Source organism: Bradyrhizobium oligotrophicum (assembly GCF_051168495.1).
GTDB classification, from domain to species: domain Bacteria; phylum Pseudomonadota; class Alphaproteobacteria; order Rhizobiales; family Xanthobacteraceae; genus Bradyrhizobium; species Bradyrhizobium oligotrophicum_A.
Genome location: NZ_JBNPVB010000007.1, coordinates 289,769 through 311,297 on the forward strand (window position 1 = coordinate 289,769; position 21,529 = coordinate 311,297).

Consider the following 21,529-nt stretch of genomic DNA (forward strand, 5'->3'; position numbering starts at 1 on the left):
CGACGCGTTCCTTCAAGTATCGATCCAGCAGCAACGACGGCCGGGCCGATACCCTGCGCCTTCACTCCGACACCGCCGGCCCGGACCCCGCCCCGCGCGCGGCCATGACCAGGCGCAGCACGCGCGACAGCTCCTCCACGGAATACGGCTTGTGAATCAGGCTGAAGCCGTGACGGTCGCCTTCCGCGAGAACATCGCTGTAGCCGCTGTTGAGCACGATCGGAATCAGGGGAAGCCGCCGGCGGATCTCGTGGCCGAGGGTGACGCCGTCCATTCCCGGCATCACCACATCGCTGAGGACGAGATCGAAGCTCGCCGGGCTGTCGTCGATCATGCGCAGCGCGTCGGCGCCGCTGCGCGCCAGCACGGTTCGGTAGCCGAGGTCTTCGAGCAGTTGCGTGGAGAATTCGCCGACCTCGGGGTTGTCCTCGACCACCAGCACGTTCCATCGCGCGGCCGGCTGGTCGGGGCTGTGCGCGTTGCGCTCGCGCCGCTCGAGCGGCTTGTGCGTGAGTGGAAGCAGCAGGGTCAGTGTCGTGCCCTTGCCGACCTCGCTCTCGGCCAGCACGCGGCCACCGGACTGGTGCACGAAGCCATAGACCTGGGACAGGCCGAGACCCGTGCCGCGTCCCACGCCCTTGGTCGTGAAGAACGGCTCGAAGATGCGATCGATCTGATCGGGCGCAATGCCGCAGCCGGTATCGCTGACGGCGATCGACACGAACCGCTGCTGTCCGCCCGGACCGTCCTGTCGGACGCGGTCCCCGCGAATGGTCAGGACGCCGCGCCCGTCCATGGCGTCGCGGGCATTGGCGACGAGGTTCACGAGCGCGGTCTCGAACTGATTGATGTCGACGTCGACCGGCAGCGGCCGCGATCGCAGATCGAGTTCGACCGTCGCCGGCGCCCCGAGCACCGTCTGCAGCATCTCCTCGATCTGCTCGATGTGCTCTGCCGCATCGAAGACACGGCGCTCCATCGGCGTGCGGCGCGCGAACGCGAGCAGTTGCCCCGTCAGCTTGGCCGCACGATCCGCCGTGTCCGAGATCGCATCGACATAGCGTCGGATGCGGTCGGGCGGCAGCTGCCGCCGGCGCAGGAGGTCGGCCGACGATCTGATCACGGTCAGCATATTGTTGAAGTCGTGCGCCACGCCGCCGGTGAGCTGGCCGATCGCCTCCATCTTCTGCGCCTGGCGGAATGCCTCCTCGGCCTTGCGCCGCTCGGTGAGTTCGACCGCCTCGGGTACGATGGCGGCAACCTGACCGGTCTCGTCGCGGACCGGCCGCATCTGGAAGTCGAACCAGCGGCAGCCGCCGACCGGGAGGTCGAGCTGGAGCTCCTGTCGCGCCTCGTCGCCGCGGGCCACGGCGTCGACCAGCGATCTGATCACCTCGGGCATGCCAGGTGTGCTCGCGAACCACGGCGTCTCCCAGAACGGCTGGCCGACGACCTCGTCCAGGGGCGCGGCGATCGCTTCGAGCAAGGTCGCATTGGCGTCGAGCAGCGTGCCGTCGGACGACAGCAGTGCCTGGAACGTGTAGCTCGCCTCGAAGATCGTGCGGAGCCGCGCCTCCTTGGCCTGCAGCTCCGCGGTGCGCTCGGAGACCTGGGCCTCCAGCCGCTCGTTGAGCTCGCGCAGCGTTGTCTCCGCCTCACGCCGGACCCTGGCGAGATCGATGTTGGCACGCACGCGCGCCAGCAGCTCGCGCGCGCTGAAGGGCTTGCTGAGGTAGTCGCTGGCGCCGGCGTCGAGCCCCTCGACCTTCGCCTCCTCGCCGGCTCGGGCGGACAGGACGACGACGGGAATGTCGCGCAGCTGCCTATCGCTGCGAAGCGCCTGCAAGAGACCGAAGCCATCCAGCCGCGGCATCATGACGTCGGTCAACACCAGATCGGGGCGACGCCGGCGAATGGCCTCGAGCGCGGCCGAACCGTCGGCGACGGCGTCCACTTCGTAATTGTCGCCGAGCAGACGACGGATATAGTCGCGCATGTCAGGGTTGTCGTCCGCGAGCACCACGCGGTCCCGACCGGGAGAGGCCCCGGAGCGGAGGCCGAGGTCGTCGGGCGAGGATGGGTGGGGAAGATCGATCGGGCCGTCGCCGTTCAGCCAGCCCAGCACCTCGTCGATATAGGCCTGCGCACGCCTGTTCGTGCTGCCCAGCGCACGCGAGCTTCCGAGCTGGCCGGCTGGCAGATGGGCGGACCCGAGCGGAATGCGCACCGAGAAGACGGAGCCGCGGCCCAACTCGCTTTCAGCCGCGATCTCGCCGCCGTGAAGCTTCACCAGTTCCTGGACCAGTGCAAGACCGATCCCGCTGCCCTCGTAGGAGCGGCCACGCGCGCCCTCGACGCGGCGAAACCGCTCGAACAGATGCGGCAGCTCCGCGGATGGGATCCCGGTGCCGGTATCGCGAACGATCAGCTCGGCATGGCGCCGATCCGCGGCGAGGCCGACGGTGACCGCGATTTCGCCGTCGAACGTGAACTTGAACGCGTTGGAAACCAGATTGAGGACGATCTTCTCCCACATGTCGCGATCGACATAGACCGGCTCTGAGAGAGAAGCGGCCGCGATGACGAGGCGCAGGCCGGCGCGATCCGTCGCCGAGCGAAAGTTGGAGACGAGCTCGGACGTGAAGGCAGCGAGATCCACGGGCTCGAAACGGGCGGTCATGCGGCCGGCTTCGATCCGGGAGAAGTCCAGCAGCGTGTTCACGAGCTTCAACAGGCGAATGCCGTTGCGATGGATCAGGCCGAGCACGGATCGCGCATCGGCGGACAGCCGGTCCTCATCGCGGCCAAGCATGTCCTCCAGCGGACTCAGCATCAGCGTCAGCGGCGTTCGAAATTCGTGGCTGATGTTGGAGAAGAACGTCGTCTTGGCGCGATCGACCTCGGCCAATGCTTCGGCCCGGCGCCGTTCGGCGTCATAGGCTCCACCATTGCTGACGGCAGCGGCGACCTGGCCGGCGACGAGACCAAGGAAACGCGCATAGCTTTCTTCATAGAGGCGGAACGGATTCAGCCCGGCAATCACGAAGCCGCCACGACCGGCTTCACCGGCCGGCGGAATCGGAAGCACAACGGCGCGCGTCGGCGGTTGCCGCCAGCCGCCGCTCGGAAAGGCGACGCCGAACGATTGCGCGAGATCGCGGACCAGCAGCGCAGTTTGCTCCCTCATCGACTCGGCCAACGGCCATATGGCGTCCGGCTGAATCGGCAGTTTCGGCTGCACGGCGGGATGATCGCGGCCGATGCCGGTCAAGCCCTCGAGCCGCGCCGTTTCGCCGTCCGGCTCGGTCATGTAGATCATGACGAAGGGAAGATCGCGGGGCTCCTGTGCCAAGGCGTGCGCGCAGCTCGCACAGGCCTGATCGACGCTGCGCGCCTCGGCCCCGGCGTTCGCGAGCGCACGCAGCAGCGACAGCTGGCGCTCGCCGATCACACGCTGGGTGTCGTCGGTATTGGCGCAGAAGATGCCGCCGGGCGTACCGTCATCGTCGGGAATGGGACTGTAGGAAAACGTGTAGTAGGTCTCTTCGGGAAAACCATTGCGCTCCATGATGAGGAGCTGGGCCTCGACATAGGTCCCCTGGTCACCGCCGCTCGCTTTGGCCAGCAGCGGCGCAATGTCCTCCCAGATCTCGTGCCAGACCTGGGAGGTCGGACGTCCGAGCGCCCAGGGATGCTTGCCGCCGATGATGGCCTTGTAGGCGTCGTTGTAGAGATAGATCAGCTCCCGCCCCCAGCCGATCCATATCGGCTGCTGGGATGTCAGCATGATCCTCACGGCCGTCTTCAGGCTCTGCGGCCAATGCTCCGGTGGTCCGATCGGCGTGCTCGCCCAATCGAACTGCAGCATCAACCCCGCGAGCTCGCTGCCGCCTGCAAAGAGCCGTTCGCGCTCGGCCATGCTGAGTCTCTGATCGCGCGCCGGTTGCCGCTCGTCCAGCAAACGTCCCCTCCCGCAATGATCACCGTGCTTAAAAACGCCGGAATTCTCCTCCGGTTCCGAAACCGGGAACAAAAAGGGCCGATTGCGATTTCGCGCGACACTCGCTCCCAGGGGGAGCGTCGGCATGCAGGCGACCCCCGTGCTTGCCGGATCGGCGGCCTAAGGCACGGCCACCATGGCCGTCGCCGTGCTCGCCCTGCTGTGGTCGCTCGTCACGGGGCCCGCTTCAGCGACCCTCACGACCTTCCTCTGCGTCATACGCAAAGCAGTTGCACAACGTCATTGGTGCAACGCGGGACGTAAACTGTGTTAACAGACCGTTCCCGCCACCCCGCCGCGATTGATACCGATCAACGCAGGACGCGCTCCGGTGTGGCGGGCTCGAACAAAGCACCTCGGAGACTGTCTTGACCCAACCGCAACGCATGAGCGCACCCACGCTGCCCACCTATTCCCCGCGCGGCCTCGCGCTGCTGCGGGATCCCCTGCTCAACAAGGGCACCGGCTTCACCGAGCCGGAGCGCGACGCGCTCGGTCTGCGCGGTTTCCTTCCCGCCGGCGTCATGTCGATGCAGGCCCAGGCCGAACGCATCCTGGTCAATCTCCGCAGCCTGTCGAGCGATCTCGAAAAATATGTCGCCCTGAACGCGCTGCACGACCGCAACGAGGCGCTGTTCTTCCGGGTGGTCTGCGACAACATCGACGAGATCCAGCCGCTGATCTACACGCCGACCGTCGGCCTCGCCTGCCAGAAATACGGCCTGATCTTCCAGCGGCCGCGCGGCCTGTTCATCTCCGCCAACGACCGCGGCCGTATCGCGGAGATCCTCGCCAACTGGCCCTATCGCGCCAGGCTCATCGTCGTCACCGACGGCGAGCGCATTCTCGGACTCGGCGATCTCGGCGCCAACGGCATGGGCATCCCGGTCGGCAAGCTGTCGCTCTACTCGGCCTGTGCCGGCATTCATCCGGAGGAGTGCCTGCCGGTCATGCTCGACGTCGGCACCAACAATGAGGAGCTGCTGAACGACCCCTATTACATCGGTCTGCGCCAGAAACGTCTGTCGGGCGAGGCCTATGACGCGTTCGTCGACGAATTCATGACGGCGGCGCGCGCCGCCTTCCCCGGCGTGCTGATCCAGTTCGAGGATTTCGCCAACCACGCGGCGTTCAAGCTGCTGCACAAATATCGCGATGATGCCTGCGTCTTCAACGACGACATCCAGGGCACGGCAGCGGTGGCGCTCGCCGGCCTGTTCTCGGCACTGCGCATCACCGGCGGCAAGCTGCGCGACCAGACCGTGCTATTCCTCGGCGCCGGCGAAGCCGCAACCGGCATCGCCGACCTTGTCGTCTCGGCCATGATGGCCGAGGGCCTCACCGAGGCCGAGGCGCTGCGCCGCGCCTGGCTGACGGATTCGCGCGGCCTCGTCGTCAAGGGTCGCGAGAACCTGCATGGCCACAAGCTGCGCTATGCGCACGACCAGGCGCCGATCGGCGACTTCCTGACCGCGATCAAGACGCTCAAGCCGACCGCGATCATCGGCGTCGCGGCCGTTGGCGGCGCCTTCACGCCGGACGTGCTGCAGGCAATGGCGGAGCTGAACGAACGTCCTATCATCTTTGCGCTCTCCAACCCGACCTCCAAGGCGGAGTGCTCGGCGGAGGCCGCCTATCGCCATACGCAGGGCCGCGCGCTATTCGCCTGCGGCAGCCCCTATGATCCGGTCAAGCTCGACGGCAAGACGTTCGTGCCGCGCCAGGGCAACAACTCCTACATCTTCCCGGGTGTCGGCCTCGGGGCCATCGCCAGCGGCGCGCGGCTCGTGACCGACGAGATGTTCATGGCCGCGGCCCACACCCTGGCGAACTGCGTCACCGGCGCCGATCTCGAACAGGGCAGTCTCTACCCAGCGCTGCCGCGCATCCGCGAAGTCTCCGCCCATATCGGCGCAGCGGTCGCCAGCGTGGCTTTTCAGAACGGGCTCGCCACGGGACCCGCTCCGAACGATCTGCTCGGCTTCGTCGCGTCGAAGATGTACGACGCGCGCTACTGATCGACATCGCGGATGCCTCCAAGCATCGAGGCATCCGCATTCTCCGACGCCAGCGCCGCCCGCCCGACTATTGATCCGGAACGATCGCGTTGGTCGGCGTCGGCCGGTCGGTGATCTGCTGGCCGAACAGGCTTGCGATCAGCTCCACGGCGACGCGCGCCGTCTTGCCCCGGTCGTCGAGGAAAGGATTGAGCTCGACGATGTCGACCGAGCGGACCAGGCCGGAATCGTGCAGCAGCTCCATGATGAGATGCGCCTCGCGATAGGTCGCGCCGCCCGGCACGGTGGTGCCGACGCCAGGGGCCACATCGGGATCGAGGAAATCGACGTCGAAGCTGACATGCAGGACGCCGTTCCGTGCGCGGACCTTGTCGAGAACCCGGCGCATCAGCACGCCGACGCCGAATTCGTCGATCGCGCGCATGTCGGCAATGCTGACACGGCGCTGCCGCAGCAGCTCCTTTTCCGCCTTGTCGATCGAGCGGATGCCGAACAGCTCGAGTTGATCTGTGCTGATGCCCACGCGCGCCTCGTCGCCAAGCAGGCCATCGAGGCCCGGCTCGCCGCACAGGAAGGCGGCGGACATGCCATGCATGTTGGCGGTGAGGGTCGTCTCCGGCGTGTTGTAGTCGGCATGGGCATCGAGCCAGAGCACGAACAGATCGCGCCCGATCTCGCGGCAATGGCGCGCGATCCCGTTCACCGATCCCATCGACAGCGAATGGTCGCCGCCCAGGAACACCGGGATGGCGCCGGTCTGCGCCAATTCATGGCTTCGTCGCGCCAGCACCCGGGACCAGCGTTGGATCTGGCGGTAGTGCTTGGCGTTCGCCGGCGGCGCATCGCCACACTCGCGCATGTCGGCGATGCCGACGTCGCCATAGTCGGTCACGTCGAGCCCGAGGCTTTCGAGTACGGTGACGAGCCCTGCCGTGCGCAATGCCGCCGGCCCCATCAGCGTGCCACGTACGGATGCGCCGAGATCGATCGGCGCGCCGAGGACGGCGATGCGCTGCGGTGCTGCTGTGTCTGGTGAAGCCAAATCGGGATCCTTTCACATGCGCCCGGACAAGCCGGTCAGGACCGGAATGGAGCGCAGGCCGAACGATACACCGGATTCACAAACCGACGTCGGCCAGCAGCGGAACCAATCGCGTCAGCGGGCATTTCCTGGATCAAGCCCCGCCAGATTGCACCGAGGGTGGGATTTCAATCCGACTGATGAGTGTCGAGAAGGCAACGATAGTGAGCAGCGAAACGTTCGAAACACCTCCGCAGCCGGGAGTCGCCGAACGCGCGGTCGACACCGCGACGGATTTGTCGCACTCCCTGGGAGAGATGATGGGAACCCTGAGCGCCACCGTGGACCGGCTCAGCGCGGCCGCAAAGGACGCAAGGCGGCCGGGAACGGCGCTGTCGACCTTGAGCGCGATCACGCGCGAGGCCCCTCTCACCAGCCTGTTCATCGCCTTTCTGTTCGGCGTTGCCGTCACACGTCGGCGCTGACCGCGGGCCACGTCAGAACAGCCGAGGCCCACGGCGGTCGAGCTGCGATTCCCATGTCAGCAGCGTCGCCGCGGCGATCATGATGGCAATGCCGGCGATGCTGATCAGGAACTGCATCGCAAGACCGCTGGAGATGTCGGCCAGCATGACTTGGCCGATGAAGGCAAGCAGCACGCCGAGGCAATAGATCGAGAGCGAGTTCTCACCACACCTGATCATGGCCGTCATCAGCGGACGGATCGTGCCACGCCACTCCGGCGGCGCGAGCCTGGAGACCACCAAGGCGAGCGACAGGAAGTGCACCAGCCGGACGGGCGCCAGATGGCTCTTGTAGATCGGATAGATCAGGCCGGTGATCGCCCTGGGGATCAGGCTTTCGAGACCCTTGAACTCCCAGCTCAAGGCCATGAACAGGCTGAACGCGAGGTAGGCCAGCGCTGCGACCAGCAGCGTACGTGAGTTGAGGATCGGCCGCAGGCGCGCGGTCCCGGCGGACGCGTACCAAGCGCCGATCACGAACAGGAACTGCCACGCGAACGGGTTGAAATAGAGTTCGCCACTCGGCCAGGCCGGCACCTGCCAGCTGAACAATTGAACCATCATGTAGAGCATGAACGAAAGAACGAGCGTCAACGTCGCGCTGGTCGTCATCAGCCAGAGGACGAGCGGAAAGCAGATGTGCAGGATCGCGAAGGTGAGCAGGATGTCGGTGTTGACCGGGGCGAACTGCAACAGCGCGACATGCACCAGCGTTGGACCGGGCTCGCGAAACAAGAACCCGGTGTTGGTCTCGTCGACGAATCGGGTGCCGCCGCCGACCACCCACACCAGCGCCGCATAGGCGAGCAGCAGCACCAGGAAGGCCGCGTAGATTTCCCATGCCCGCCGCAGCGCGCGCACCACCGTCGTCGCCCAGCCCTGCGTCGATAGCGCACCGCCATAGGCCAGCATGCAGGTATAGCCGGAGATGAATACGAACACCTCGGAGGTGTCGCTGAAGCCGTAATTGCGCAACGTCAGCCACGCCAGCGAATTGTCCGGAACGTGATCGACGAAGATGAACCACAGCGCCAAGCCGCGGCAGGCGTCGAGCCTGAGGTCGCGACGCCGGTTGCCGGTTTCGACCGCGGCGATACCGGTCTTCGCCGGCTCTCGGTCTCCGTCCATGGGATGAGCCTCGTCTGATGCGGACCCGACCTGCCTTCGGATGCCGCCTGATCTCGAAAAGCTCCGCGACAAGCTGATCGGAACTCGAACGTTGCCTGCGAGACGTTGCGGCCTTTTTCCAGATTCCGCGCACCTTGTCTTCAAACCGAATGCGGCGCACCCCAGGTGTTCCGTCACTCGCTTTTTTCGCGACATGAGACAAAAAAGCACGCAAAAAATGTACGCAGACTGGCGCACCGGAGGAAGATTACCGGCATGGTGGTGTTAACCAACTTATCATCGCGAAGCTGGCAATTATTCCAGTCCCGTAGTTGCCCGGATTGATTGTAGGTTCGTTAGACGTTGACTTGTAGTGGAAGGTCAAAGGGGGGTTTCGTGATCCACCGAGGTGTCCAATATACGGTCGTGGCGACTGCTGAACCGGACATTTGGGAATGGCGGTACGAGTTCGGCAATCAGGTCAAGTGCGGACGAACCCAGACCAGACTGGCCGCCCTCGCCGCTCGGCGCGTGAAGTCAAAGATCGATGCCGCGCTCCGTGCAACCCCGACTGGTACCGTGACCGCCCCAAACGTCGTCGGTGACCGGCGCGACATGGTCGAGACGCCGTCGCATGGCCTGACCTGACGCGGTTCCTTCGCGCGTCCGACGCCGATCGCCAGATAGCGGCAACTCCGTCTATTGAGACAGATCAAGGCGATCACGCCGGGATCCGTCATGGTCAACGGATGGAAACTTCCGTTTTTCGCTGCCCTCGAATGGGATCGACGATGCCGACCGGCTTTACTGTGCCGGCCTTGGCCGAGGACGCGGATGCCTAAAGGCGGACGCATGTCGAGCATCGGGCGCCGGGCATCTCGTCGACAAGCGCAGCGGACAGACACGGGGCGACATGGAGGGCGCGAGATGTCCTACGTTGCAGACGAACTGACGGCAGCTCCTGCGTCGGGACCGTCCCTGCTGCGGCGCCTTGGCGCCGTGCTGAAGGCGATCATCGCCCGGATCGACCTGTCTCATTTTCCCAGGTCGTGCTGCAACTGACACGCGCCAGCGTGGCCCATCGAGCACACCTGCACGGAGGGGTTGCGAATGACGAAGATCGTCCTTCCTCCCCGACGCTTTCCCACCTCATGAGCTGCCGTCGCCTCAACGGGACGTCGCGCTCGCCATTACAGGATCGGAGTAACCGGATGCGCGTCTTGGTGATCAGAGTTCTGGCGGTCACGGTCGCTATGGTGGCATCGTCGCCGGTGTGGGCGGCCGATGCGGATCATGGCGCCGACCTGGCCCGGCGCTGGTGCGCCGCGTGCCACCTCGTCGAAGGGACGCAGAAACAGGCGAGCGCAGACGTACCGTCGTTCTCGCAGATCGCGCACAAGGCGGACTTCACCCCGGAGAAAGTCGCGTTCTTCCTGCTCGACCCGCACCCGAAAATGCCGAGCTTCCCGCTCAACCGGCTCGAGGCGGCCGATATCGCCGCCTATATCAGCTCGCTGCGCAAGTAGTACCGATGCCCTGCCGGCGGCTCGACGGCCGCCGACCTCGCTTCAGGGCGACGTCGCACTGCAACGGTTCAGGCCTTCGCTTCAGGCCTTTGCTTCAGCTCTTGGGTTCGACGGCTTTGCTCGCGGCGGACATGAGGCCCGTCGTGATCGTCTTCATGTGCTCACCGGCATTGGTGAACTGGCTACGCAGGAACTCGGACTGAATCCGCATCGCCTCTTCCAGTTCGGTCGCATGGACGAGCTTTCGAGCATGCTCGAACGCCGTCTTTATATTCTGCTCGGTGAGGGTGAGCGCCTGCTTGGACATGTCGGCGGCAGGTCCAGGAACCGTGGCGATCGATTTGCCAGCCGCGTCGAAGAACATCTCGAAGGCCCTTTCCGCCTGCGCGATGGTCTTTTCCGCGAGGTCGCGCAGTTCGGCGGGCACTTCCAGTTTGGTTTGGGTCATTGTTGCGTCCTCCACGACGAGTCCAACTACCACATCTGCCTGCTGTCGTCCCTGTGCAAATGCAGGCGACGGCGGCAGATGGCAGACCCGATCAGGGCGCACTCATGCGCTCGCGCGCGATCTGAAGCGAGTATTCGATCGAGGCGAGGTGACGATCGAAGATCTGTTGCGCGCGCTCGTCCGCGACGAGACCCGAGAGCCCTCGCGCATGCTGCAAAGCAAGATCGAGCAGGATGACGGTCTTCCTGATATCGTCCGGGAGCCCCGCTGCCGGTCGAGCGGCATCGCGCCGGCCCGCGCCGATAGCGTCCTCCCGCACCGTCGTGATCGCGGCACGACGCGAGGCTGTAGTCGAGCGAAAAGAAATGACATTGGGCATTGGCTTCTCCCCGCTGCTTGCGCAAAGGCGGATCTGAATCAATTTTTCGCTTTTATACGCGCGGCATTTTACTGAAGCCTTAGACCGATCGCGGACGGCATGGCCGGTGTCGGCCCCAACGTGACCAGGACGATTAACCTGAAAGCAAACGGATGACGCCCGAAACGGGGCCGACGGACGGGAGGCGACCGCCGGCCGGGCCGCTCAGCCCGAAAAACGGCGCCGATATTCGGATGGCGACACACCGAGATGCCGCAGGAACGCGCGCCGCATGCGCTCGTCGTCGCCAAAGCCCGCTCGCTTGGCGACTTCGACGACGCCGTCGAGCTGGCGGCTTTCGAGCAGCAGCCGCGCCGTCTCGACCCTGAGCGCTTCGACCCCCTGCGCCGGCGTCATGCCGGTCCGGGCGGCATAGGTTCGGGCAAAAGTACGCGGTGTCATGCCCGCACGCGCCGCCAGTGTCTCCACCCTGAGATCACTCGCGATGTTTTCGATGATCCAGGCATGCAGCGCGCTGAAGCGGCCCTCGACGTCGGAGGCCTGCGCCGCCAGCACGGTCGAAAACTGGCTCTGTCCGCCCGGGCGCTTCAGGAAGACGACGAGCCGGCGCGCCACGTCGAGCGCGATGGTATGACCGAAATCCTCCTCGATCATCGCCAGCGCCAGATCGATGCCCGCACTGACCCCCGCAGAGGACCAGACGCGCCCGTCCTGCACGAAGATCGCATCCGGCTCGACCTTCACGTTCGGAAAGCTGTCCTGCAGCCGCGGGCAGTAGCGCCAATGGGTTGCGGCCCGCTTGCCTTCGAGCGCCCCGACCCAGGCGAGCGCGAACGCGCCGAGGCAGACCGACGCAATGCGCCGGGCGCCGGGGAGCACCTCGCCGATCCACCGCATCGCGGTTTCGTCCTGGCGCAGCTTCCAGATGCCCGGTCCACCGGGGATCAGCAGCGTGTCGATCTCCCCCGGGTTCATGGCTGAGAGCGGCGCGGTGTCGATCATGAGGCCGACATCGGTCGGCACCAGCCCGCCCTCCTTGGACACGTAGCTCAGCGCATAGCCGGGCCCCGGCAGCTCGATCTCGCTGAGTTCGGCGAAGACCTGAGCCGGCCCGGAGACGTCGAGCAGCGTCACCCCCGGGAAAGCGAAGATCGCCAGCCGCCTCTCGGCGCTGTCTCGCCGCACTGCAGCATGCCAGGAGGAGTTGGCAGAATTCGAGGGCATATTGTCCTTTAAGCCATCGGATCACGGCCTGTATAGCTCGGCGTGCAGTGTTGGAGTTCAATTGCGATGTCGCACAACCTGGACAACCGATATCCGACCGTCGCGTCGCCTTGGGACGACTACACCGTCTACAGCATTCCCGATGCATCGCAGATCGCAGCGCCCGACCGGCAGCCGATCATGGATGCGATGAATTCGATCATTGCCATTAACTGGAAGGCAATCGAACCTCATTGGACTGCGGCCTCGTCGCCGTTCGACAGCAAATACAGCCTCATTCTGGTCTACGATCACATCGGACTGCTGGCCTTCTCCGTCTATCGCGTGATGACCGTCGCGGGGCGGCTGGCCATCTACCGCAGTGGGACCGAAGTGCTGCCCGCACACCAGGGGCGTGGCCTGTATGGGTTCTTTACGTCGCAGATTCTCAAGCATCCCGGCGCCGCCACGCACAACGAGGGCATCCTCTACGGCTGGCGAACGCGCAATCCCATCGTCTGGGCCGCCAACGCCAAGATCTGCGAGAAGGTCGCGCCGTCACTGCTCGACGATGCCGCGGACCCCGAGTTGCAGGCCGCCTGCGTCGAGATGTGCGCCCGGCTCTATCCGGGCAAACCGCTGGAGGTGCCCCGCATGATCATGCGCGGCGCCTATGGACACATCGAGCATATCCGGCAGGACTATCACGGCACTGCCTCGCTGGTCGAGACGGCGATGTCGCGGATCATTCCGGATTCGGCGGACGCACTGTTCTCCGTCGGCTATGCGAGGGTGTGATGGCGGCGCTCGGACAACAGGCTGTCGCTTCGACTCCGCTGAGGATCGCCGACCGCGCCTATGTCGCCTGGGGAACCGTTGCGTTCGCCTATGCGATCGCCTTCCTGCAACGGATGTCGCCGCAGACCGTCGGTCTGAGCTTCATGCGCGACTTCGGCACCGACGCCTCCGGCGTCGCGATGCTCGCCTCGAGTTATTTCTGGGGCTACACCCTGATGCAGATTCCGGCGGGCGTGCTCGTCGACCGCTACGGCGTCAAGCGCGTCGTGCTCTGCAGCATGGCGGCATCGGTGATCGGCAGCGCCGGCTTCGCGCTGGCGCCCAGCCTGCTCGACGTCTTCATCGCCCGCGTGATCGTGGCCTGCGGCGACGCGCTGGTGTTCACTGCGCTGTTGAAGCTCGTCGCCCAGAGCTTTTCCGACGAACGTTTCGGCCTGATGTCGGGCATCTCCCAGGTGTCGGGCTATGCCGGCGGCGTGGTCGCCACCACGCCGCTCGCCGCGGCCGTCAGCGGCTTCGGCTGGCGCGCCTGCTTCCTCGTCATTGCCTGCGTCGGGATTGCGAACCTGGCCTGCGCGTCCGTCGCGTTGAAGCCTGCGGCTTCGAACCACGCGGGCAAGACGCTGAAGAGCGTGCTGCTGGCGTGCTGGGCCGCGCTCGGATCGACGGCGAACTGGGGCTGCGCCATGAGCTTCGCCGCGCATTTCGCGGTCGTGACGACGCTCGCCGGCGTGTGGGGCATCCCGATGGTCGCGCATTATTTCGGCCTCTCGCCGTCGGCGGCCGGCGGTCCGCTGCTCGGCTTCATGGTCGGAAATGCGATCGGATCGATCTTCCTCGGACACGTCGCCGACAAGACGCGTTCATTGGACACCGCCCTGTTTCGCATCACCCTGCTGCGCATGCTGCTCGTCGCGATGCTGTGGCCGGCGCTCGCGCACACGTTCGGGCTGATCTATGTCGGCGCGGTGTTTACCGTGCTCGGCCTGGTGGCGGGCGGCACCGTGCCGCTGATCCTGAAATGCACCAAGCATCTTTACACGGCGGAACGCATCGGGGTGGGCGCTTCGATCAACACCACGTCCGCCGGCATCTTTGCCGGCCTTGCCCAGCCGGTGATCGCCTTTGCCATGGTGAGCGCAAGCGGCATCGGGTCTGACGCGGGATCGCGCCTGCACACGATCGCCAACGATTCCGGCTACGCCGCCCTGATCGAAATTCTTCTCGTGATGTCGCTTCCTGGAATCCTTGGGCCGCTGATGATGAGGCGCAAATTGATAGTTCGTAGTTAAGTATAAAAACAGAGAGGGTCAGTATGTCGCGTTTGTATTTGAGAAAGGACGAAGTCCGATCCGGGCATCCGGTCGGAAGCTGGCAGAGCGTCCTGTTTTCGGAATTCGAAGCCCAGATGAGCAGCGAAGCAAGACCCTTTCCATGCGTGTTCGGCGTCACCGGCTATCGTCACGACCAGCTTCGCTACCTGTTTCTTGATCCCATCGACATCGAAACCCTCGGCCGTCAGCTCGCTTTGTTCGTCTCGGAAAGCCGTTCGCACGGGCCCAACACGTCGCTCGTCCTGTTCACGCGCCCGCGCCCGGTGCAGACGCTCGACGCATACTACAAGAAGTTCTGGCGGATCCTCGATCAGCTGGCGCGCATCGACAAGCAGCCCTGGCCTGCCGAAATTCCGGAGACCGTCGATGACCCGATGTGGGAATTCTCGTTTGCGGGCGAGCCGATCTTCGTCGTCTGCAGCACGCCCGCGCATGTGATGCGGCAGAGCCGGCGCTCGAGCGCATTCATGCTCACCTTCCAGCCGCGCTGGGTGTTCGAACGGATGCTCGGCACCGAACAGGCGGCCGACAAGGCCTTCGGTGAAGTGCGCAAGCGGCTGGTCCCGTTCGATACGACGGCGGCCTCCCCGTTGCTGGGGCGCTACGGCAATCCGGAGGGGCGCGAGTTCAAGCAGTACTTCCTCTACGACGACAACCAGCCGCCGCCAGCCTGCCCGTTTCACAAGCTCGCCCAGGCCAAGCCATCGGCCAGCGGAGACAAGGAGCAAGCCGCATGACCCAGATCATCGCCGGAACGAAGACCCAATTCACCATCGATCCCGACATCCTCGCCCTGTTGCCGACCCAGGGCTGCATCGAGCTGCAGCATGATGCGGCCGGCAAGGTTCATGCCTTCCACACGCACCCGGTGGACGAGATCCTCGTGGTGATCAAAGGGAAGCTGACGTTTCGATGGGAAGGCGGCGAGCGCGTCTGCGCGCCAGGCGACAAGATCCTGTTGCCGGCCGGCACATTGCACGAATCGGAAGCGCTGGAAGATGCAATTTATGCGATCGCGATGGGCGAAGTCGCAACTAATGCTTGCCGTCAGGGGGGATGAGATCAGGACAGGGGGCGATCGGTTTCCCGATGGGAGGCCGATGTCAACCGCTCGACCATTTCAATCACTTCGATGCGCTGGCCGGGGGCCAGCTGCAGAAACGCCTTAAGTAAACGAAGGCTTTCCACGGCTTCGCTCGATGGGGCTCCGAGCTTCGTGTGCAGCTCCGCGATGAATGTGGGATTTTTCATCTCGCACCTTTGGCAGGAAACAGTAATGCCAGTCCTTAGCAAACGTGAAGGCCTTGCACGCAAGGTAGATACTGCAGCAATCGAGGCCGAGAGTCTCGGTCTGACGACCGCAACCCTCATCCTCAGGATGGCCCGCTTGGAGATCGACCGAGCGGAACCCGATGAGGTTGAAAGTATGCCAGCGAACAACTCCCGCAGCAAGCCGAACTGACCAAACGGTCGATTTCATCAGCACAATTTGAGCGTTCTGGCAGTTTCTGGCGCACCATGCCAGCGAAAACGGCCGTTTACCGAACGACGGAAGGGGAATACGGCAGAGGTAAGCTTGTCCTCCATCTTAGAGGTCTTCTATAGTTTGAGCGGGAGGACGATGGGTCGCGGATGCCGTCTTGGCGCCACGTCCCACTCCCGCGACACAGCGGTTGTAGGAAGACCATGCGCACCTATTATTTCGACATGAAGGATGGCATTCCGACCAGAGACCGGACCGGTCTGGAATTTGCGACGAGCGCGGGGGCCATCGAGCACAGCCGGGACCTGGCCCGGCGGCTCCGTCATGATCCCCGCATCACCGACCGCAGACTCTCGATCGTGGTTGTCGACGACTCCGGTGCTGAGATTCACCGCGAACAGGTGTACCCGGCCGTGGTGAAAGCCAGCCTGTCGTGATTTTCCATAGGGCGCCGGCAAAGACTGGCCGCCGACGATACTTTCTACTTTTCGTAGACGAAACGAGATGCGACTCAACCATTGAGTGCGGTAATGGCGGCGCGCGACGAGGCTGAAACCGGCCGTCGCCCTTGGGACCGGACCTTTCCGACAAACGCGACGCAAGACCATTCTGGCTGCGCCTCATATTGAAGTCACCTAACCATGCGACGACGGGCTGAAGCTGAGGGCTCACCGTCAGCCGAAGCTTGCTATTGCTTTCCCTTCCTGGCCATAGGGTCACGACCGAAGCGCAGCCCGATCAGACGGCCTATTGCTGTTTCTCCCAGAACGACAGCAGCCCCTGCGACGCCGAGCCGCCGATCACACAGGGGATGCCGACGGCGACCTGCCCGAGCGCGGCGGCCGAGACGCAGCCGAGCGCCAGGGCGCCGACGCCGAGTTGTCCCCAGAAATCCGTGTTGCGCCGGGCATCCGAGCCCTTGGTCTTGAGCTCCTCGACCGCCGAGACGGCATCCCTGCGCACGGCGCCGAGCTGCACCGTGTCGGCCGCCTCGACCACCTCCCGCAACGGCTCCTTGACGGGGCCCGACTGCCGCGCCAATTCCTCGCGCAGATAGTCGCGCAGGGCGGCATCACGCACCGAGTAGCTGGCGAGCGTGTAGCGCGCCATGCTGCCGACGGTCAGCTTGTCGACGGTGTCACGGCTCTTGGACCAGGGCAGCATCTGGACGATGCGCTGGATCGGAACGCGCGACCCGGTCGCGAAGTAGTAGCCCCAGAGGATGTCGAGCAGATCCTGGTGAGTCGCGTAGGTGAGCCGCGTATCCAGCTTGCGCTCCTCCTTCTTGAACGGATTCTGCGTCAACGCGCCGCGCAGCTTGTCCATCATGCCCGGCTTGGCGTCCTCCAGCGGAATGTCCATCAGGGTCGGCTGCGCGCCGCTGAGATAGCCGTCGATCATGACGCGGCGGCCCGGCATCTTCGGCGCGACCTTGCGCAGGAGATTGCGCCAGTCCGGAATGCCCGAATAGGCGATGGCGCGCACGACGACCCACTCCTCCTCGGGAGGCACGGGAAAGAAGCTGTTGACGAGTTGCTCCGCCTTGGCCGGATTGGAGCCGATCGCCCCCGCAATGAAGCCAAGATAAATGCCGGCATTCTCCGGCTCCTTGAACGTCTGCGAGTGAAACAGCACGCGGACCGCCGCCGGCACATGGGCGTAGTCGGGCTTGGTCCGGTAGTTGTAGATCCAGTTCTGAACGACGCCGAGCGATGCGCGCGGATCGATTTCGGGGACGACCGCCGCGGCAAGTGCCGTTTGAACGAAGGTACAAGCGATGAGGGCCAGAGCGATGGCGCGCATGATCTGCTCCCGACAAACGTTCGCTATCTCGATCTCGGCCCACGCTGGCGCGTGAGCTGACGGTAGTTATCAGCCGTTTGGATCGACTCTGCGTCGATTGTGCGACAAGTATCGGTTCCAGACGCACCGGTTCGCAGCTGTGATCGCAGGCCGCCAAGTCTTCACAGCCCCGACATGATTTGGCCGTCCACCGGCTCTTGCATCACGGCGATGACGAGCAGGCAGGAGCGCACATCATGACCGCCCGGGATCGCTGTCACCCTCGCTTCGGCAGATCGCGACAGGTCCCGATGCTCGCTGCGGCGCTGTCCCTGCTGACGTCACCCGTCATCGCGGCATCTGCCGAACCCCTTGCAATCCAGGGCAATCGGCGCGTCGATGCCGAGACCGTACGGTCCTATTTCCATCCCGACGCCGGTGGCCGCTACGACGCGGCCGCGGTCGACGCCGGCCTGAAAGCCCTCGTCGCGACGGGACTGTTCGACGATGTCAACATCAGTCGTACCGACGGCCGGATCGTCGTCCGACTACGGGAAGCAAAAGTGCTCGATCGCGTCGCCTTCGAGGGTAACAAGAAGGTGAAGGATGCCGACCTCGCGAGCGCGGTGCTGTCGAAGCCGCGAGCCGGCCTGCAGCGCGCGACCGTTCAGGGTGACGTCGCGCGCATTCTGCAGGCCTATCATCGCGTCGGACGCGACGACGTCCGTGTCGTCCCCGATATCATCGACCGCGGCAACGACCGCGTCGATCTCGTCTTCACCATCACCGAAGGCAGGAAGACGCCCGTCCGGACGATCGGCTTCGTCGGCAACAGCGCCATCGGCGCACGGCAATTGCGCGCGGTGATCAAGACCTCGGCGACCAACGTGCTGAGCTTCGTCACCGGCGGGAATGTGTATGACGCCGACCGCGTCAACGAGGATCGCGAATTGCTGCGGCAATACTATCGAAACCACGGCTATGCCGATGCCGAGGTCACGCATGTGAGCGTCGACTATGACGCGGCCAACAGCGGCTACGATCTGAGCTTCACCATAGATGAAGGCGCGCTTTACCGGTTCGGCGCGATCGAAATCACCTGCAATGTGCAAGGGCTCGCCTGCGACCGCCTGCGCCCTGTCCTGCTCGCACAGCAGGGGGACATGTTCGACGAAAGCAAGCTCGACAAGACCGCGGAAGCCTTGAGCGCCGAGTTGGGCAAGCTCGGCTTTCCGTTCGCCCAGGCCGAGCGTCGGATCACTCGCAATGCGCAGGCCCGCCTGGCGGACGTCACCTTCCAGATCGAGCAAGGGCGGCGCAGCTATGTCGAACGCATCGACATCCACGGCAATACGAATACGCGCGACGCCGTCATCCGCCGCGAGTTCGACATCGGCGAGGGCGACGCCTACAACAAGACGTTGGTCGACCGCGCCGAACGGCGGCTGCGCAACCTCAACTACTTCAAGACCGTCAAGATCACGACCCGCCCCGGCTCGTCGCGGGATCGCGTGGTGCTCGACGTCGAGGCGATCGACCAGGCGACCGGCGACTTCAACGTCTCGGGCGGCTATTCGTCCACGGACGGGCTGCTCGCCGAGGTCAAGATCGGCGACCGCAACGTGCTCGGCACCGGCAACACGGCGCAGGCGACGTTCACCTATGGGCAGTTTGCGCGCGGCGCCAACCTGTCGTTCACCTCGCCCTACGCCCTCGGCCGAACGACACCCGGCGTCGAACTGTTCGCGCGCCAGAGCATGGTCAGCACGTTCCAGTCCTTCGGCAGCAACACCTATGGCGGCGCGCTCACCTTGGGCATGCCGGTGAGCGAGCAGACCGCGATGCTGTGGCGCTATTCGCTCTACGACCAGAAGGTGGTGCTCGCACCTGGGGTCTCGCCAGCCGCGGTGTCCGTGCCGGTCCGGCAGGCGGTCGCCGCGGGACGACAGACGGTGTCCCAGATCGGCAATACCGTCACCTACAGCACCCTCGACAACACCAAGATCCCGACCAGCGGCATCCGCTCACAGCTGAGCCAGGATCTCGCCGGCCTCGGCGGCGACGTCCGCTTCCTGCGAACCACCGCAGATGTCCGCTATTATCGTGCCATCAACGGCGATCTGACCGCGATGGTCCGCGGCCAGGGCGGCTACATCACCGGCTTCGGCGGTCAGCAGGCGCCGCTGCTCAACAGCTTCTTTGGTGGGCCGACGATGGTGCGCGGCTTCGCGCCCGGCGGCTTTGGACCGCGCGATCTCACGCCGGGATCGACCATGGACAATGTCGGCGGCAGTCTCTATTGGGCAACGACCGCCGAGCTGCAGGGCAACATTCCGGGATTGCCTCAGGAATACGGCTTGCGCGCATCGGCCTTCGTCGACGCCGGCACCGTGTTTGGTTATCGCGGCTCGACCCAGAACGTGCAGGTCGCGAACAAGAATGTCCTGCGATCCTCGGTCGGCGTTGGCATGACCTGGGCATCGCCGTTCGGCCCGTTGACGGTCGACTACGCGGTGCCGATCAGCAAGGCCGCCTATGACGTGGTCCAGCCGCTGCGCTTCAGCGCCGGCGGCTTTTGAACCGCGGGCCGTGGCAGGCCCGGGCCGCGCGGCTCGACGTGGCCTGCCTGGTCTGTGTCAGTACGGGTAGTAGTAGTGCACGCGCGGGCCGTAATACGGGTGGCCATAGTAGGGCCGTGGTGCGTAATAGACCGGCGGCGGCCCGTAATAGCCGGGCCCGGGATAATAGCCCGGCCCATAATAATAGTCGTCGTCATGCTGGTGCGCAGCGATGGCACCGATCGTCCCGATCATCGCGCCCATGATGGCGAGGCCCGCGGCCGGATTGCCTCTGTAGACTCGGCGATAGCGTCGGCGCGCGCTGAGGTCGGTCACATCGCTGGCCGCCGCTTTCGCGGCGGCTTTCTCACCGGCCGGGCCTGCCGTCCACGCGAACGCGGGCACCGGCGCGCTTGCTGTCAGGATCACCGCCGCGACTGCTGCAAGCGCAGTCTTCGCGCCGGGCGAATGGAACAGATATCGACCACTGAACATCGTGTCCTCCGTCTCTTCGTACGTTCCGACTACAACAGGCTGTGGCCAGCCGCTTGACCTGAATCAACGCCGTGCAGGGCGGGCCGGACGGCGGACAGATAGCCCCACGGGCCAAGACGTGGCTCTTGTCGCATGTCTCGCTGCGGGTTTGACGGCGCGATGCGATCGCACAGCATTCTCACGCAGAAGAGTAGCTGGGCGCCGCGCACGCCGATCGACGAGGGCACGCGCGGCGCTCGGATGGTCCGTCAGATGTCAGCCGGCCGCCGCGGTCGCACGGCCGGATCATGTTTCCTGGCAACGCGGTCGGTGGAAAAACCATAGACCACGGACAGGCGGTCCAGGCACTCCTTGAAGCGGCGGGCGAAATAGTCGGTCCAGCGCTGGCTGGCCAGCCCGCGCTTGTGGCCGACCTGTTCCATCGTCAGACCGTGCACTAGGATGTCATGGGTGATCGCCGCTCCGTCGGCACCGAGTTCGCGCTCGGCCCGGTTCAGCCGCAACACGGCCTGCCTCTGGCCTTCCGTGACCGGCTCGCGTCCCCGCGCTCCGTCGACATGCTCGCGCGACGGATCGATCGCCTGCGGTCCCCGCTCCGCCCGCTCCCAATCGTTCTGGAAGGCACGTCCGGCCCGGTATTGGGCGTCGTCGAGCTGCTTGTGCGCGTGAAGCCGGCCCAACGGATCGTTGCGAACGGATCGCAGCGCGACGATCTTTTCGCCCGGCTCGAGCGCCAGCGGATCGTCGATCTCGACCGGGACGACATCCGCGTTCCGCGGCAGGTCTTGTGCGCGGCGATCATGGGTGTTGGACGTGCGATGGGATTTGCTGCGTCGGGGGCGCGCCATGTCTC

Annotated in this window: 20 protein-coding genes; 10 read left to right on the plus strand and 10 right to left on the minus strand. The window is 64.9% G+C overall.

Annotated features, from left to right (window positions below):
- Nucleotides 1-61 precede the first annotated feature (61 nt).
- A complete protein-coding gene (locus ACQR1B_RS16415) occupies nucleotides 62-3,919 on the minus strand; it encodes an ATP-binding protein (protein ID WP_434832550.1) in 3,858 nt (1,285 codons plus the stop codon).
- Between the two features lie 467 nt (nucleotides 3,920-4,386).
- Here ACQR1B_RS16415 and ACQR1B_RS16420 point away from each other — a divergent pair, with 467 nt between their 5' ends.
- Nucleotides 4,387-6,018, plus strand: coding sequence for an NAD-dependent malic enzyme (locus ACQR1B_RS16420; protein ID WP_434832634.1), 1,632 nt, complete (start codon nucleotides 4,387-4,389; stop codon nucleotides 6,016-6,018).
- 67 nt (nucleotides 6,019-6,085) lie between these two features.
- Here ACQR1B_RS16420 and rocF read toward each other — a convergent pair whose 3' ends face one another.
- The gene (gene rocF, locus ACQR1B_RS16425) at nucleotides 6,086-7,060 is read right to left on the minus strand and encodes an arginase (protein ID WP_434832551.1); all 975 of its coding nucleotides are present in this window, start codon (nucleotides 7,058-7,060) and stop codon (nucleotides 6,086-6,088) included.
- A gap of 203 nt (nucleotides 7,061-7,263) precedes the next feature.
- Between rocF and ACQR1B_RS16430 the strand changes: the two genes are divergently transcribed.
- Complete coding sequence (locus tag ACQR1B_RS16430) at nucleotides 7,264-7,524, plus strand: hypothetical protein (RefSeq protein WP_434832635.1); 261 nt, start codon at nucleotides 7,264-7,266, stop codon at nucleotides 7,522-7,524.
- A 12-nt stretch (nucleotides 7,525-7,536) separates the two neighbouring features.
- Here the strand turns inward: ACQR1B_RS16430 and ACQR1B_RS16435 are convergent, their stop codons facing one another.
- A complete protein-coding gene (locus ACQR1B_RS16435) occupies nucleotides 7,537-8,691 on the minus strand; it encodes an OpgC domain-containing protein (protein WP_434832552.1) in 1,155 nt (384 codons plus the stop codon).
- A 906-nt stretch (nucleotides 8,692-9,597) separates the two neighbouring features.
- On the opposite strand from ACQR1B_RS16435, the gene ACQR1B_RS16440 reads away from it, so the two are divergent.
- Together ACQR1B_RS16440 and ACQR1B_RS16445 are read left to right on the plus strand one after the other, a co-directional pair.
- On the plus strand, nucleotides 9,598-9,732 hold the full coding sequence (locus ACQR1B_RS16440; protein WP_434832553.1) for a hypothetical protein: 135 nt from the start codon (nucleotides 9,598-9,600) through the stop codon (nucleotides 9,730-9,732).
- 149 nt (nucleotides 9,733-9,881) lie between these two features.
- Entirely contained in the window at nucleotides 9,882-10,196 is a 315-nt protein-coding gene (locus ACQR1B_RS16445) for a c-type cytochrome (protein WP_434832554.1), read from the plus strand.
- Nucleotides 10,197-10,290: 94 nt separating this feature from the next.
- Here the strand turns inward: ACQR1B_RS16445 and ACQR1B_RS16450 are convergent, their stop codons facing one another.
- The 3 genes from ACQR1B_RS16450 to ACQR1B_RS16460 all read right to left on the minus strand — a co-directional run bounded on the left by ACQR1B_RS16450 (nucleotide 10,291) and on the right by ACQR1B_RS16460 (nucleotide 12,247).
- The gene (locus ACQR1B_RS16450) at nucleotides 10,291-10,644 is read right to left on the minus strand and encodes a phasin (protein ID WP_434832555.1); all 354 of its coding nucleotides are present in this window, start codon (nucleotides 10,642-10,644) and stop codon (nucleotides 10,291-10,293) included.
- 91 nt (nucleotides 10,645-10,735) lie between these two features.
- Nucleotides 10,736-11,023 carry a hypothetical protein gene (locus tag ACQR1B_RS16455; RefSeq protein WP_434832556.1) on the minus strand — a complete coding sequence of 96 codons (288 nt, stop codon included), beginning with the start codon at nucleotides 11,021-11,023 and terminating at the stop codon, nucleotides 10,736-10,738.
- A gap of 204 nt (nucleotides 11,024-11,227) precedes the next feature.
- Nucleotides 11,228-12,247 (minus strand): GlxA family transcriptional regulator, encoded by a 1,020-nt coding sequence (locus ACQR1B_RS16460; protein WP_434832557.1) that lies wholly within the window; start codon nucleotides 12,245-12,247, stop codon nucleotides 11,228-11,230.
- Nucleotides 12,248-12,313: 66 nt separating this feature from the next.
- On the opposite strand from ACQR1B_RS16460, the gene ACQR1B_RS16465 reads away from it, so the two are divergent.
- From ACQR1B_RS16465 to ACQR1B_RS16480, 4 genes are read left to right on the plus strand one after another with little or no spacing between them, the layout of a single operon-like run.
- Entirely contained in the window at nucleotides 12,314-13,024 is a 711-nt protein-coding gene (locus tag ACQR1B_RS16465; protein ID WP_434832558.1) for a hypothetical protein, read from the plus strand.
- Nucleotides 13,024-14,316, plus strand: a complete 1,293-nt coding sequence (locus ACQR1B_RS16470; protein WP_434832559.1) for an MFS transporter — start codon at nucleotides 13,024-13,026, stop codon at nucleotides 14,314-14,316. Before ACQR1B_RS16465 ends, ACQR1B_RS16470 begins: the two co-directional genes overlap by 1 nt.
- Nucleotides 14,317-14,339: 23 nt before the next feature.
- Nucleotides 14,340-15,095 carry a YqcI/YcgG family protein gene (locus ACQR1B_RS16475; protein ID WP_434832560.1) on the plus strand — a complete coding sequence of 252 codons (756 nt, stop codon included), beginning with the start codon at nucleotides 14,340-14,342 and terminating at the stop codon, nucleotides 15,093-15,095.
- Entirely contained in the window at nucleotides 15,092-15,418 is a 327-nt protein-coding gene (locus ACQR1B_RS16480; protein WP_434832561.1) for a cupin domain-containing protein, read from the plus strand. The genes ACQR1B_RS16475 and ACQR1B_RS16480 overlap by 4 nt, the downstream gene beginning before the upstream one ends.
- A 2-nt stretch (nucleotides 15,419-15,420) precedes the next feature.
- Here ACQR1B_RS16480 and ACQR1B_RS16485 read toward each other — a convergent pair whose 3' ends face one another.
- Nucleotides 15,421-15,609 (minus strand): hypothetical protein, encoded by a 189-nt coding sequence (locus ACQR1B_RS16485; RefSeq protein ID WP_434832562.1) that lies wholly within the window; start codon nucleotides 15,607-15,609, stop codon nucleotides 15,421-15,423.
- Nucleotides 15,610-16,044: 435 nt separating this feature from the next.
- On the opposite strand from ACQR1B_RS16485, the gene ACQR1B_RS16490 reads away from it, so the two are divergent.
- On the plus strand, nucleotides 16,045-16,278 hold the full coding sequence (locus ACQR1B_RS16490; protein WP_434832563.1) for a DUF6894 family protein: 234 nt from the start codon (nucleotides 16,045-16,047) through the stop codon (nucleotides 16,276-16,278).
- Between the two features lie 310 nt (nucleotides 16,279-16,588).
- Here ACQR1B_RS16490 and ACQR1B_RS16495 read toward each other — a convergent pair whose 3' ends face one another.
- Complete coding sequence (locus ACQR1B_RS16495; RefSeq protein WP_434832564.1) at nucleotides 16,589-17,644, minus strand: hypothetical protein; 1,056 nt, start codon at nucleotides 17,642-17,644, stop codon at nucleotides 16,589-16,591.
- A 236-nt stretch (nucleotides 17,645-17,880) separates the two neighbouring features.
- Here ACQR1B_RS16495 and bamA point away from each other — a divergent pair, with 236 nt between their 5' ends.
- Nucleotides 17,881-20,202 carry an outer membrane protein assembly factor BamA gene (bamA, locus tag ACQR1B_RS16500; RefSeq protein ID WP_434832565.1) on the plus strand — a complete coding sequence of 774 codons (2,322 nt, stop codon included), beginning with the start codon at nucleotides 17,881-17,883 and terminating at the stop codon, nucleotides 20,200-20,202.
- Between the two features lie 57 nt (nucleotides 20,203-20,259).
- Here the strand turns inward: bamA and ACQR1B_RS16505 are convergent, their stop codons facing one another.
- Nucleotides 20,260-20,676 carry a hypothetical protein gene (locus tag ACQR1B_RS16505; RefSeq protein WP_434832566.1) on the minus strand — a complete coding sequence of 139 codons (417 nt, stop codon included), beginning with the start codon at nucleotides 20,674-20,676 and terminating at the stop codon, nucleotides 20,260-20,262.
- 248 nt (nucleotides 20,677-20,924) lie between these two features.
- A complete protein-coding gene (locus ACQR1B_RS16510; protein WP_434832567.1) occupies nucleotides 20,925-21,524 on the minus strand; it encodes a DUF6456 domain-containing protein in 600 nt (199 codons plus the stop codon).
- Nucleotides 21,525-21,529: the final 5 nt, after the last annotated feature.

Coding starts and splice junctions, on each gene's coding strand:
- ACQR1B_RS16415 (WP_434832550.1), bottom strand. CDS start 3,919: ATGGCCGAGCGCGAACGGCTCTTTGCAGGCGGCAGCGAGCTCGCGGGG.
- ACQR1B_RS16420 (WP_434832634.1), top strand. CDS start 4,387: ATGAGCGCACCCACGCTGCCCACCTATTCCCCGCGCGGCCTCGCGCTG.
- ACQR1B_RS16435 (WP_434832552.1), bottom strand. CDS start 8,691: ATGGACGGAGACCGAGAGCCGGCGAAGACCGGTATCGCCGCGGTCGAA.
- ACQR1B_RS16440 (WP_434832553.1), top strand. CDS start 9,598: ATGTCCTACGTTGCAGACGAACTGACGGCAGCTCCTGCGTCGGGACCG.
- ACQR1B_RS16445 (WP_434832554.1), top strand. CDS start 9,882: ATGCGCGTCTTGGTGATCAGAGTTCTGGCGGTCACGGTCGCTATGGTG.
- ACQR1B_RS16450 (WP_434832555.1), bottom strand. CDS start 10,644: ATGACCCAAACCAAACTGGAAGTGCCCGCCGAACTGCGCGACCTCGCG.
- ACQR1B_RS16455 (WP_434832556.1), bottom strand. CDS start 11,023: ATGCCCAATGTCATTTCTTTTCGCTCGACTACAGCCTCGCGTCGTGCC.
- ACQR1B_RS16460 (WP_434832557.1), bottom strand. CDS start 12,247: ATGCCCTCGAATTCTGCCAACTCCTCCTGGCATGCTGCAGTGCGGCGA.
- ACQR1B_RS16465 (WP_434832558.1), top strand. CDS start 12,314: ATGTCGCACAACCTGGACAACCGATATCCGACCGTCGCGTCGCCTTGG.
- ACQR1B_RS16470 (WP_434832559.1), top strand. CDS start 13,024: ATGGCGGCGCTCGGACAACAGGCTGTCGCTTCGACTCCGCTGAGGATC.
- ACQR1B_RS16475 (WP_434832560.1), top strand. CDS start 14,340: ATGTCGCGTTTGTATTTGAGAAAGGACGAAGTCCGATCCGGGCATCCG.
- ACQR1B_RS16480 (WP_434832561.1), top strand. CDS start 15,092: ATGACCCAGATCATCGCCGGAACGAAGACCCAATTCACCATCGATCCC.
- ACQR1B_RS16485 (WP_434832562.1), bottom strand. CDS start 15,609: ATGAAAAATCCCACATTCATCGCGGAGCTGCACACGAAGCTCGGAGCC.
- ACQR1B_RS16490 (WP_434832563.1), top strand. CDS start 16,045: ATGCGCACCTATTATTTCGACATGAAGGATGGCATTCCGACCAGAGAC.
- ACQR1B_RS16495 (WP_434832564.1), bottom strand. CDS start 17,644: ATGCGCGCCATCGCTCTGGCCCTCATCGCTTGTACCTTCGTTCAAACG.
- bamA (WP_434832565.1), top strand. CDS start 17,881: ATGACCGCCCGGGATCGCTGTCACCCTCGCTTCGGCAGATCGCGACAG.
- ACQR1B_RS16505 (WP_434832566.1), bottom strand. CDS start 20,676: ATGTTCAGTGGTCGATATCTGTTCCATTCGCCCGGCGCGAAGACTGCG.
- ACQR1B_RS16510 (WP_434832567.1), bottom strand. CDS start 21,524: ATGGCGCGCCCCCGACGCAGCAAATCCCATCGCACGTCCAACACCCAT.